Source organism: Chitinophaga costaii (assembly GCF_900094705.1).
Lineage (GTDB): Bacteria > Bacteroidota > Bacteroidia > Chitinophagales > Chitinophagaceae > Chitinophaga > Chitinophaga costaii.
In genome coordinates, this window is sequence record NZ_FMAR01000008.1 from 61,270 (window position 1) to 74,437 (window position 13,168).

Sequence of the window (13,168 nt, forward strand, 5' to 3'; positions counted from 1 at the left end):
ATACCCGTTATGTATACCAGGAGGAATTTCTTGTTTCAATCAGTCATAGGTCTTGCCGCCACCTCGCTGGCCCCCTTGCTAACGGTGGCGAATACACGCCATTCAAAGTCTGCTGCCGGAAAAACTACCAGCTTGCCTGTAGGTATTGCAGGTTATACCTTTGCTAAGCTGGACCTGGATCAGTCCTTGGCCATTATGAAACGGGTGGCAATCAACTATCTTTCTATTAAAGATATTCACCTGCCTATAAACAGCAGCCCGGAAAAGATAAAGGAAGTGCTGGACAAAATCAGCGCTGCAGGGGTAAAGGTGTATGCAGTAGGGGTTATTTACATGAAGACCAAAGAGGCCGTTGATGAGGCTTTTGAATATGCCAAGCGGGTAGGGGTGCCGCTGATAGTAGGCGTACCCACACCGGAGCTGATCGATTATGCCGAAGAAAAAGTAAAAGCATACAACATTCGACTTGCCATTCATAACCATGGGCCGGAAGATAAGTTGTATCCTGCGCCCAGGATTGTGTACGATCTGATCAAAAACCGGGATAGCCGTTTAGGGCTTTGCATGGATATTGGCCATGCCACCCGCGCCGGCGAAAATCCGGCACAAGCGGCACTTGCTTATCATACCCGCCTCTTCGACCTCCACATCAAGGATGTAACGGCTGCGCAGCAAGATGGCAAAGCGGTGGAAATAGGCCGGGGTGTTATTGATTTTGCGGCATTAGCCCTTGCATTGGATAAAATAAAATATGCTGGTATTTGTAGTATTGAGTTCGAGAAAGATATGCAAGACCCATTGGCCGGGATCGCAGAATCTGCAGGGTACTTCCGGGGAGTAGTCCATACTGTAGAAAAATAGCAAAATCATACGGTACCATATATGCTATGAAAAGCCTTCAGCACCCAGTTGTGCGGAAGGCTTTGTTATGTGTAATGAAATATAATGGCTGATAATGGGGAATTAATAATAGGACCTTTTTGTATGTCGGCGCTTGGCAGGCGCCTATTTATCCTATATGTATCATGGAACAACGAATAATTTTATTGGACATCGATGGCGTAATGGTCACTACCGCAAGCTGGCGTCCGGAGGCTCTGGAACAAGGCGAATTTTACGCATTTAGTCCCCTGGCGCAGCAGCAACTAGACTGGTTATTGCAATACAGTGAGGCGCACATTATTTTAACCAGCACTTACCGTAACCGCTTTTCCAACGAGGGCTGGCGGAAGATCTTCAGCGAGCGCTGTGCCCACCTGCAAAGTATTCAGGTGCTGGATGATTTTAAATTGCAAAACAGGCAGCATAGCCGGCTGGCAGATGTAACCGAATGGGTGCGGCGTTATGGTGCCAACACCCATTACGTGATCATTGACGATGATAGTGCCCTGGAGGCGCTGCCGCCGGATATTAAAACGCAATGGGTGCGTACCATGCCCAAGGTGGGGCTAGACGTGGAAGCGGCTATGGAGGCGCTCACCATCCTGCGGCCGGTTAAGCCCGGATAAGCCATACATACAATGCCTGCGATGGTTGTGTTTATTTTTCTCTTACACTCACCGATATTCTGCGGTCTTTAATACGGTCTGCTTCGGGAGCATCGGCGGCATATTTCGCATATTGCGAGCCATAGCCCTCCGCTCCGGTTACCTGGCTGCCTACGCCTTCTTCGCGCAAAGCCTTTGCCACAGCTTCGGCGCGGGCTTGCGACAGTTTTTTGTTCGCCGCTTCTTCACCCACTCTATCCGTATAACCGCCTATTTTGATCTTCACTTTGGGATAGGCTTTTAATATCTGTGCAATGTTTTCCAACTCTGTGCGGCTGCTGGGCAAAATGTTGGCCGTACCAAAAGTGAAATTGAGCGTATTAAAATCAAACCAAATGTCCTTGCCTGCTTCGGTATAAGGGTCTTTAATAAAGGCAATGAGCCGGTCTTCTATCCCACCTTTAAGGGCGTCTATTTTCACGCCATTGGGCAGGGTTAGTTGCAGTGGTGCTGACCGGAGGGTAACCACGGTATCGGTGCCGGTGCTATGGTCTGTGGTGGTAATGGTGTCTGATATGGGCTTGCTGGCATTGGGTTGATTGCAACTGCGCAGCCAGTACCATACCCCTATAATAAGCAGCAGGCCTATGAGCAATGGCCCGGCCCAGTTAGTTTTCCGGGTGGCAGGTAATCCGTTGGGCCGGTTGATCACCGGGGCGGCGTCGCCGAGCAGCTGTTGCAGGTTAATCTCTGGGGGTACGCTGCTGGCTACCTCTTTCTTCTGTTGGGCCAGCAGGGAGGCTATGGCGCCGGCGCTCATATCATTCTCATTCACATGTTTGTGAATGACGGCCAGTGCCAGTGGCAGTATGGTGCCCAGCAGGGCCGATGTGGTACTTCCTTTAAGGCCTATGGAAGTGGTAATACTGTTGGCGATAGTACCCAGCCTGCTGCCAAACACTTCCGACAGCAAGGACGGGGCAAGGGATGGTATGCCGCCGCCTGTGTGGTTAAAGACGTTAGACACATTTTCCAGGATGCCACTTTTAAAAGCATCGTGGGAGTAATCTACCAGCGATGCCATATGGCCGCCCTCCACTTGCTGCAGAAGACCCAGTAGCGACACGGGAATAATGGCGTCTATACCTTTTTGTACATTGGCAGGTGTTTCGCCATAATACTGGGCCGCCTGTGCTACTACGTTTTCCGGAAGGTATTTTTTTATTGCGGTTACGAAATGAAATGCCATAACAGGGATTTTTAGGTGAGTAAGTATTTACAAATAAAGAACGGTAATTTATTTCAGCAAAACGACCGGAATTTTTAAGGCCCTCGGGTACAAGCCTCGACATCCGGTAGGACGAAGCCTCCTTTTGTAAGGCACATAATGCCGGAACAAAATGTCAGGAACGCCGGGGTGAATTTCTGATAAATTTAAAGGGTTTTTGGCTTTCTTCCAGCGCCCCGCCGCCAGGCGGCTCTTATTTTAATGCTTTTATGCCTTGCCGCTCATGGCATGGAACAGGTGCTGGACTGGCCGGATGAACGCCTACTATCCTCCACTTTCACCGGATTATTGCTTACCTATTTATCGTAGACGCTGCACAAGAATATTACATCTTCGCCATCCGCCACTTTGAAACCAGCAAATGCATAGACGATTCATTATTTAGAAGGTAAATAAATTGAAGAACTGGAGATCAGTTACCAAACAGAAAAAAAAGACAAGGAGCTTACAGGCGCAGCAACGGGACATCCATCATAAAAACCAGCGCCTGGAGCAGCTACTCGTAATAACGACCGCTGTATATTATATTTAAAAAATATTAATACGATAAAATTTGCAGTTTTCTTCATGGGAAATGCAAAAAATATTTTATTACTCGTATTTTCTGTGTATTTTATTGACAATATGCGAAAGGCTATTGTAAATAAAACATATTAAATATGGGAAGTGTAAACCTCAATAGCTATGCGCAGATTGCCAATACCTGGGACGAGATGTACATTGCCGGCGACCGTATGCGGGAACAATACCACCAGATTATCCGTTACCTGGAGCAAGAATCTGCCAGCGATTTAAGTAAAAAGGAGGAACTGGCCAAACGCCTGTTCATGAGCCAGGGCATTACATTTACGGTGTACGATAGTGGGGAGGGCATTGAAAAAATCTTTCCATTCGACATTATACCCCGCGTGATCACTGCCACGGAATGGTCTTTTATTGAGCTGGGCATTAAACAGCGGCTCAAGGCCCTGAACCTGTTTTTGAAAGATGTGTATACCAACCAGTTTATCATCAAAGACAAGGTGATACCCGCTGGATTAATTTACTCCTGCCCTCATTTTTTACGGGAAATGCACCAGTTGAAGGTACCCCATGATATTTATGTGCATATTTCCGGGATAGACCTTATCCGGGATTATGACGGTACTTTTTATGTGCTGGAAGACAACTTGCGTACCCCGTCGGGCGTAAGCTATATGCTGGAGAATCGGGAGATTACCAAGCGCCTGTTTCCAGACCTGATCCCTCAATGTAATGTGCGCAGTGTAACAGAATACCCGGCGGTGTTATATAAAAACCTCATGTCGCTATCCCCGCGGGCGGTATCTAACCCCACGGTGGTGTTGCTAAGCCCTGGAATGTTTAACTCCGCTTATTATGAACATACCACCCTGGCCCGTTTAATGGGCGTAGAGCTGGTGGAGGGTCGCGACCTGGTGATCCGCGATCACAAAGTGTTTATGAAAACCACCACTGGTTTGCAGCAGGTAGATGTGATATACCGCCGCGTAGACGATGATTTTATTGATCCCCTGGTATTTAATCCTAATAGTGTGCTCGGTGTGGCAGGGCTGATGAGTGCCTACCGCAAGGGCAACGTGGCCATCATTAACGCTATTGGCAATGGGGTGGCAGACGATAAAGCGGTGTATAGCTATGTACCCGACATGATCAAATACTACCTGAACGAAACGCCCTTGCTCAAAAACGTGCCCACCTATAGCCTTGGCAATCACGATGAGCGCGCCTACGTATTTGAAAACATGCATAAGATGGTGATCAAGAAAACCAATGAAAGTGGGGGGTACGGTATGTTGATGGGGCACGCAGCATCGGAAGAGGAAATAGAAAAGTATAAAAAAGAAATACGGAAAGACGGTGGCCGCAATTTCATCGCACAGCCTACCATTAGTTTGTCTACCGCACCCTGTTATATCGATGGCGTATTACAGCCCCGGCGTGTAGACCTGCGCCCTTATGCGCTCTACGGGCCGGATGGCATTACCATTGTGCCGGGCGGCCTTACCCGTGTAGCCCTTAAAGAAGGCTCCCTGGTGGTAAATAGCTCACAGGGTGGCGGTAGTAAAGACACCTGGGTTTTATCTTGCTGAACAAAAAATCATTATAAGCGCCTATGTTAAGTAGAGTTGCATCAAGCCTGTACTGGCTCAGTCGTTATGTAGAACGTAGCGATGGTATTTTAAGGATGCTCAAGATCAATTATGCTTCCTCGCAGGATAATATACAGGCTTTTACCTGGGACCCGGTGATCAATATCTTTTCCGCCGGCAGCACAGACGAGCTCTCTGCCGTAAAGGACGACAGCCGGCAGGTTTTAGAACAACTGCTTTTTAGCCGGGAAAACCCCTGCTCCGTGATCAACATGATAACCCTTGCCCGGGAAAATGCCCGCAGTGTGCAGGAACATATTACAAAAGACCTCTGGCAATGCCTGAATGAATATTATCACCTGGTGCGGGAACCCAAACTGCGGTGGTACGTACAGAAAGATGATCCCATGACGGCGCTGGACCTGCTGGGCAAACAGGTAATGCTTTATTACGGCACAGCCGATAGTACCATGGAGCGCGGCGAAATCCGTAGTTTTATGAGCATCGGCAAATTCCTGGAACGCAGTATACAATCGGTAGACATCTTAAATACGAAGTTCACCACCATTTCCAGCCACCCCGATCTGCTGATGGATGCCTCCTACTGGCAGCACCTGCTGCTGTCGCTGGGCGGGTACGAGCTGTACCTGAAATCTTACCGGGGCGGGTTTGAGGCCGAACAGGTGCTGGAGCTGGTAATGCTGAACAGCGATTTTCCCCGCTCTGCCAAGTATGCGGTGAAAAACATACAGCGCTATTTTGAACGCCTGAAAAGTGAAAAGAATATTGAAGATTATAATAATCTTTCTTTTAATATTGGCCGCCTGCACAGCACCATTACCTATAGTTCTGTGTATAGCATGAAGGCCGAGGGGTTAAACAATTACCTGTACAAGATCCGTAATGAACTGTATGGCATTGGTAACCTGCTCAATGAATATTATTTCGCCAACTCTTAATTTCCGCCAAGCAACATGCCTTTCTTCAAGATCAAACATATCACCAACTACCGTTACGAAGCGCCGGTGCGCGACAGCGCCAACCAGATCATGCTGTATCCCCTGAAGGATGAATACCAGAAAGTGATCCGGCATGAACTTAATATTTCCAACTCGCCGGAGGTAGATGTTTTTATAGATTATTATGGCAACGAGGTGGGTACTTTCACCCAGCACGAGCCGCACAATCAGTTAAGTATCTATTCCAAAATCTATGTTGAAACCTCCCCCAAGCGCCTGCCCCTGGACGATATTTTTGTAACAGAGCAATGGCGCATGCTGGAAGAACTGTCGCAGGAAACGCCCTATATCGATTACCTGAAGCAGCCCCTGTTCGATGGGGCCGACCTTCTGTTAGACGCCGCCATGGAGCTCAATGAAAAAGGAGATTCCCCGTTTAAGATTGCCGTGAAATTCTGTAATTACGTATACGAAAATTTTGAATATATTAAAGGGGTTACCAATGTAGACACCACGCTGAGCGAGATTTTGCGGCTGCAAGCCGGCGTGTGCCAGGACTTTGCCCATGTGCTCACCACCATGCTGCGCTTTACCAACATACCTGCGCGATATGTGAGCGGTTACATTTGCCCCAATAAAAATGGTATGCGGGGAGAAGGTGCCACCCACGCCTGGGCGGAGGCCTATATTCCAGGATATGGCTGGCTAGGCCTGGACCCAACGAACAACTGTATTGCAAACGAAAAACACCTGCGGCTCGCCGTGGGCCGCAATTTCAGCGATTGCTCACCGGTGAAGGGCGTCTATAATGGACCCTCCGGGCATATACTGGAGGTAAATGTATCGGTAGGATATGATGATGAAGAGGCTTTTGATGACCCACATTTTCAGCCCAAGGAGGTAGCATATTCCAAACCGCAGCCATCGGTGGGTGATGGGAAAAACAGCTATCAGCGTTATCTGGATGATATGCTGATACAGCAGCAACAACAGCAACAGCAGTAGGGTTCTTATATAACAAGCATTTTTTTTATAGCAAAAAAATAACCGGATGGGATCATCCGGTTTTTTTTTGTCTCAATCAAAAGGTGAACAAGTCAATGGTGCCGAAAACCCGGCATAATCATATTAAGATTGGTCTGTCATAATAAATGACCGGACGAGAGCGCCCGGTCTTCTTTTTTAAAACCATTTAATTTCAAGTGTTGCACTACATACATAAGACAATCGAATAGATAAAAAGGGTGACAGGAATGAAAAAAAAATATTTGTTAAAATATTTTCCGCCTGCGTCACCCTTTTTTATGCTATGCCTGTTATACTGCTGAAACAACAAGATCAACCAATATCATCAGGCGGCGTAATAGCCCCCCTTCCGCCCTGGTAGCATCAACAGGTAATAGAACATGCCCTTATTAGGGCTTTACATTCATTAACTACAATTTATGTACATGAACTTTAACAAAGAGTTCCGGGTGGACTATGTTTGCCCGTCAAGCAACCTCAACCCTCATGCTGTAAGCGGAAACGTTATGAAAAGCAGATGGCTCCTTTCACCTGTTTTTGCCTTCTTTTTTCTGTTAATGGCTGCCAGATCACCGGCTGCAGCACCTGCTTCCCATTCCTTATTGGTGCGTGATTTTACTGCGGACACTACTATGCTGGTAACCGGAAAAGTAACGGAGGAGAACGGAACGCCAGCGCCGGGTGTTGTGGTCAGGGCCACCAAAACCCAGAAGGTGGCAGTGACCAATGCAACGGGTGAGTACTCCATAATGGCGGCAGCAGATGATAAACTGATATTCACTTTTATCGGCTATGAAACTGTGGAAAGAAATATCAAAGGTGCCCGCCGCGTAGATATTACGATACGCGTAGGCGCAGCCAAAGGGCTGGGAGAGGTGGTAGTTACCGGCTTCCAGGAAATAGACAAGCGAAAATTTGCAGGGGCATCTACTAAAATAAAAGGGGATGATGTGCGCATGGATGGTACCACCGATGTAAGCCGTGCGCTGGAAGGAAAAGTAGCGGGCGTATCTGTGCAGAACGTGTCGGGTACTTTTGGTGCTGCGCCCAAGGTACGCATCCGGGGCGTTACTTCTCTGACCGGTGAAAACAAACCACTTTGGGTAGTAGATGGTATAGCACTGGAAGATGTGATCAATGTTACCAACGACCAGTTGTCCAGCGGCGACCCATCTACCTTGCTCGCCTCTTCCGTGGCCGGTTTAAATATGAATGACGTGGAAGACATTTACATTCTGAAAGACGCCGCCGCTACCTCGCTCTACGGTGCGCGCGCGATGAATGGGGTGGTGGTTATTAATACGAAGAAAGGCCGCACCGGCAACCTGGTGGTAAATTATACCGGTAATTTCAGTTCCCAGCTAAGGCCCAGTTATGATAATTTCAATATTATGAACTCGGCCGATCAAATGTCGGTTGATGCGGAAATAGCCCGTAAAGGCCTTTTAAATTTATCTGATCTGGGCAATGCTGCGGATAAGGGCGTGTATGGCAAAATGTATGACGAATTGCAGACCATAGACCCCACCACTGGAAAGTTCCTGCTGGAAAACACGGTGGATGGCCGGCGTAAATTCCTAGAACGTTATGCCAAGGCCAATACCGATTGGTTCCATATTCTTTTCCGTAATTCAACAATACAGGAGCATACCATCAGCCTGTCTGGCGGCTCTGATAAAATGCGCTCTTATTTCTCTGTAGGGTTTTACAATGATAATGGGTGGACGGTAGCCGATAATGTAAAGCGTTACACTTTTAATTCGCAGAACAATTTTACTTTTTCCAACAAAGTATCTGCCGCGCTGATCGCCACCGGGTCTGTAAGGCAGCAGCGTGCACCCGGTACCGTAGCCCGTACTACCGACGCCTTTTATGGGAAAATGAGCCGGGACTTCGATATTAATCCATACAACTATGCGCTGAATACCAGCCGGGCGCTGACGGCCTATGACGAAACAGGCAACCTGGAATATTTTACCCGCAATTATGCGCCCTTCAATATCCTGAATGAACTGAAAAATAACTACCTGAACCTTTCGGTGGTGGATATAAAATTACAGGGTAGTTTATCCTACAAAATAACCTCCCACATCCGCTATGATTTCCTGGGCGCCATTCGCTATGCCAAAACTAACCAGGAAGATATTGTAAAAGAAAATTCCAATAAAGCGGAGGCCTACCGGGCGGATTATAATGCCACTATTGCCAACGCTAACCGTTTTTTGTACAAAGATCCGGACGATCCAAATGCCTTGCCCCAGATCGTGCTGCCGGTAGGAGGATTGTATAACCGGAATGAAAATTCCCTGACCAACTACAACTTCCGCAATAGTGTGAATTACACCCAATCATTTGGCCTGCACGATGTGAATGTACTGATAGGACAGGAAGTAAAATATGCTGACCGCCAAAATGCAGTGAATACCGGATATGGCTACCAGTATGATTATGGTGGCAGTGTGATTGCCAATTACCTGGCATTAAAAAAAGATGCGGAGGCTAACTTGCCTTATTTCGGTATGTCGAAAACCTACGACCGTTATGCGGCGTTTTATGGTACGGCCGCTTACACCTATAATAACCGTTATAACTTTACGGGGGCTATCCGCACAGACGGTTCTAACCGTTTGGGCGAATCCCGTACCGCCCGTTGGCTGCCTACCTGGAGCCTCAGCGGTGCGTGGAATATTGACCAGGAGAAATTTATTCAAAGGGCTAAAAATATCAACCTGCTGAAACTGCGGGTGAGTTATGGTCTCACCGCCGATCTTGGTGTCGCCACTAATTCTTCCGTGGTACTAAGAGCGCAAAATACCCTGCGACCTTATGCCAGTGAAATTGAGCCCGGCATATATATCCAGGACTTAGAAAACGCAGACCTCACCTGGGAAAAACAATACTCCCTGAATGTGGGCGTAGATGCAGGCTTCTTTGATGGCAGGCTTACCACCACCGTAGACCTGTATAAAAAGAATGGATTTGATCTGATTGAAAATATTAAAACCTCCGGCATCGGTGGTCAGGATACTAAATTCGCCAACTATGCCGACCTGTCTACCAAGGGTGTGGAACTGACCATTGGCGGAGAAATTATTCGCAATAAAGATTTTGGATGGAAACTAGCGCTAACGGCTGGTTACAATAAGAATAAGATCCGGAATGCCCGCAACACACCCATCATTTTTGACCAGGTAGTGCCGGAAGGTGGCAATAAAAATGGATATCCCGTGAGCAGCCTGTTTTCGCTAGACTACAAAGGACTGGAGCCTACTACCGGCATCCCCCTTTTCGTAAATGAAAAAGGGGAAACTAGCAGGGAGATTAACCTGCAGGATGTAGAAACCAAATACCTGGTATATGAAGGCCCTGTAGACCCGCCACTGGCCGGTGGTATAACCAATAGTTTCCGTTACAAAACCTTTTCCCTCAGTGTACTGATCACCTACCAGGCAGGTAATAAAATCAGGCTGAACCCTGTATTTAAATCTACCTACTCCGACCTGGACGCATTTCCCAAAGAATTTCTGGACCGGTGGACACTGCCGGGTGATGAAAACCATACAAACATTCCTGGTATCATTGACGCACTTACCAATTACCGGATGGGCGGCGCTTACCCTTACAATGCTTACAACTATTCCAGCGCACGGGTGGCCGACGGTGGATTTGCGCGCCTGAAATATGTAGCGCTCACCTACAATTTGCCACAAAGGTTTACCAACAAAATAGGGTTTAATAACCTTTCACTTACTGCATCGGGTAGTAACCTGTGGTTGCTGTATGCAGATCCTAAATTGAAAGGGCAGGACCCCGAATTTTTCAACGCCGGCGGCGTGGCGCAGCCATTACAGCGGCAGTTAGTACTCTCCTTGAAAGTAGGCTTGTAAGGAATTTTAAAACAGCATCAGGTATGAAAAAAAATATGAAAATAGCCAGTACGCTGCTCATGGCAGGTAGTTTAATGCTGGCCGCGTGTAATAAATATCTAGAAGTACAGCCAGACAACCGCACCAAACTGGATAGCCCGGAAAAAGTGGCACAACTGCTCACCTCCGCCTATCCTGCCAATGATTATATCTGTTTTGCCGAATCGATGTCGGATAATGTGGGCGACCGGGAGCATGCCGGCGATCAGTATAGCGGCGATTTGCGTGTAAATATTAACGCTTACCATTTCATCGATTACGCCAGCACGGAAAAGGGATCGCCGGATGTGTACTGGCAAGGATGTTATGAAGCGATTGCGGCTGCCAATCAGGCGTTGCAAGCTTGTGAAGCCGCCGGTGATAACCCTGCCTATGCACCTTATAAAGGAGAGGCATTACTTGCCCGGGCTTATGCGCATTTTATGCTGGTCACCTTTTTTGCAAAAACGTATGACTCTACCACTGCCGGTGCAGACCCTGGCATACCTTACGTACTGGTGCCGGAAACTACGCTGTATGCAAAGTATGAAAGGAAAACCGTGAAATATGTGTATGATATGATCGAAAAGGATTTGCTGGAAGGCCTTCCATTGATCAGTAATGCGGCTTTTAAAATACCAGCCTACCACTTTAATAAAGCCGCGGCTAATGCTTTTGCTGCTAGGTTTTACCTGTTTAAAAAAGATTATAACAAGGTAATACAATACGCCAGCCAGGTGTTCCCGGGTGGTAATCCTGCAGACCGTCTCCGGGATATTAACGGTACATTCCAGCAGTTAACCCGTGCTGAAAGATTGGAAAACTACACCAGCGCCAGTGAAAGCGCTAACCTGCTGCTGGCTACGACCAATTCCATATGGGCCAGGGCATGGATAGGTTACCAGTTTGGACTGAACCGGGAGCGAACTATTTCGATCTATTATTCCGGTAATGTTACTGGTGCAGTTATGGATTATCCGATCTATTATTACGGTGCTAACGTGAATAATGATGGTTTTGAAAAATTCCGGGAGAATTTTATATATACAAGTGCAGAAATTGGCTACGCTTACATTTATGTTCCCCTGCTTACTACAGAAGAAGTACTGTTTAACCGTGCGGAAGCCAATGCACTGACTGGCCATACGGATGCCGCCATAGCAGACCTGAACGCGTTTCTCAGCAAACGCATTAGTGGCTATGACGCTTCTGTCAACAATCTTACTCTCCAAAAAATGATGGATTTCTACGGTCTGGACGCGCAAAAAGCCCTGGTGCAAACCATCCTGGACTTAAAACAAATGGAATTTATCCAAGAAGGCATGCGCTGGTTGGATATTTTACGGTATAATCTACCGGTTACACATGAGGAAGTAGGGGGCGAAACCACTACCATTTTGGGCAATGATCCGCGTAAGATCCTGCAAATTCCGGAATCGGCTCAGAGTGCTGGCATTGCGCCTAATCCCCGTTAATATTTAAAACGTCTTTACCCATAAACTCCTGACGATGAAATTTTATAAAACGGTCCTTCTTTTACTGATCATCACCAGCAGCATCACAGCCTGCCGGAAAGACAAAGCACTGAACGCGGATATTACCGGTTTAGGCGGCGACACCTGGGCGCAGGGCCCCATTGATAAGTGGCTCTACGATTCGATGGTAGTGACAAATAATATTGAAATGAAATACAAGTGGGACCAGTCTGAATTTGATATGGAATATACCCTGGTGCCACCTTTGGAAGAGCAAGTGATTCCCACGGCAAAGGCTGTTATCAGGATGTGGATCAATCCATACAATGAAGAGGCAGGCGATAGCTCCTTCATGAAAATATACAGCCCCAAACAAATTGTGCTGTCCGGAAGCCTGGCCGTGCAAACCGATGGTTCCGCCGTACAGGGGTTAGCAGAGGGGGGACTTAAAATACTGCTGTTTGGCATCAATAGTTTTGATCCAACTAATTTTTCGCAAGTGTCTGAAATGGGCCATCTCATGCATCATGAGTTCACCCACATCCTCAACCAGAAAAAAGCATACCCCATAGAATTTAATAAAGTAACTCCTGACGGATACTCGGGCAACTGGACGGTGGCAGCGGAAAATTCCTGGACAATTGGCTTTGTATCTAATTATGCCAGGAAGGAACCGGGTGAGGATTTTGCAGAGCAAACATCTTATATGTTGATCATGGGGAAAGCCGCTTATGATAGCGTGGTACAACATCCCTTTCCCGATTTTCCGGATAGTCTGAATAATGATGATGGCATTGCAAAACTAAAAGCAAAAGAAAAACTGGTGGTAGATTATTTTAAGGATGCGTACAACCTCGACTTTTACAGTTTGCAAAACAAGGTGCAGGAAGGGTTAAAAAAAGTGGGCCATTAAGCAT

At 47.2% G+C, this 13,168-nt stretch carries 9 protein-coding genes; 8 read left to right on the top strand and 1 reads right to left on the bottom strand.

Features of this window, described 5'->3' with window-relative positions; genetic code table 11:
• The first annotated feature begins 9 nt into the window (after positions 1–9).
• Together GA0116948_RS12440 and GA0116948_RS12445 are read left to right on the top strand one after the other, a co-directional pair.
• Positions 10–861, top strand: coding sequence for a sugar phosphate isomerase/epimerase family protein (locus GA0116948_RS12440; protein ID WP_089712640.1), 852 nt, complete (start codon positions 10–12; stop codon positions 859–861).
• Positions 862–1,025: 164 nt separating this feature from the next.
• The gene (locus GA0116948_RS12445) at positions 1,026–1,508 is read left to right on the top strand and encodes an HAD domain-containing protein (RefSeq protein ID WP_123891793.1); all 483 of its coding nucleotides are present in this window, start codon (positions 1,026–1,028) and stop codon (positions 1,506–1,508) included.
• A gap of 31 nt (positions 1,509–1,539) precedes the next feature.
• Here GA0116948_RS12445 and GA0116948_RS12450 read toward each other — a convergent pair whose 3' ends face one another.
• On the bottom strand, positions 1,540–2,736 hold the full coding sequence (locus GA0116948_RS12450) for an OmpA family protein (RefSeq protein WP_089712644.1): 1,197 nt from the start codon (positions 2,734–2,736) through the stop codon (positions 1,540–1,542).
• A 698-nt stretch (positions 2,737–3,434) separates the two neighbouring features.
• Here GA0116948_RS12450 and GA0116948_RS12455 point away from each other — a divergent pair.
• The 6 genes from GA0116948_RS12455 to GA0116948_RS12480 all read left to right on the top strand — a co-directional run bounded on the left by GA0116948_RS12455 (position 3,435) and on the right by GA0116948_RS12480 (position 13,164).
• Positions 3,435–4,886, top strand: coding sequence for a circularly permuted type 2 ATP-grasp protein (locus GA0116948_RS12455; protein ID WP_089712646.1), 1,452 nt, complete (start codon positions 3,435–3,437; stop codon positions 4,884–4,886).
• A 23-nt stretch (positions 4,887–4,909) separates the two neighbouring features.
• Positions 4,910–5,845 carry an alpha-E domain-containing protein gene (locus tag GA0116948_RS12460; RefSeq protein ID WP_089712649.1) on the top strand — a complete coding sequence of 312 codons (936 nt, stop codon included), beginning with the start codon at positions 4,910–4,912 and terminating at the stop codon, positions 5,843–5,845.
• Positions 5,846–5,860: 15 nt separating this feature from the next.
• On the top strand, positions 5,861–6,850 hold the full coding sequence (locus GA0116948_RS12465; protein ID WP_089712650.1) for a transglutaminase family protein: 990 nt from the start codon (positions 5,861–5,863) through the stop codon (positions 6,848–6,850).
• A gap of 527 nt (positions 6,851–7,377) precedes the next feature.
• A complete protein-coding gene (locus GA0116948_RS12470; protein ID WP_089712846.1) occupies positions 7,378–10,758 on the top strand; it encodes a SusC/RagA family TonB-linked outer membrane protein in 3,381 nt (1,126 codons plus the stop codon).
• Between the two features lie 23 nt (positions 10,759–10,781).
• Positions 10,782–12,251: a RagB/SusD family nutrient uptake outer membrane protein gene (locus GA0116948_RS12475; protein ID WP_240619202.1), complete on the top strand. Its 1,470-nt coding sequence runs from the start codon at positions 10,782–10,784 to the stop codon at positions 12,249–12,251.
• 34 nt (positions 12,252–12,285) lie between these two features.
• Positions 12,286–13,164, top strand: coding sequence for a substrate import-associated zinc metallohydrolase lipoprotein (locus GA0116948_RS12480; protein ID WP_089712651.1), 879 nt, complete (start codon positions 12,286–12,288; stop codon positions 13,162–13,164).
• Positions 13,165–13,168: the final 4 nt, after the last annotated feature.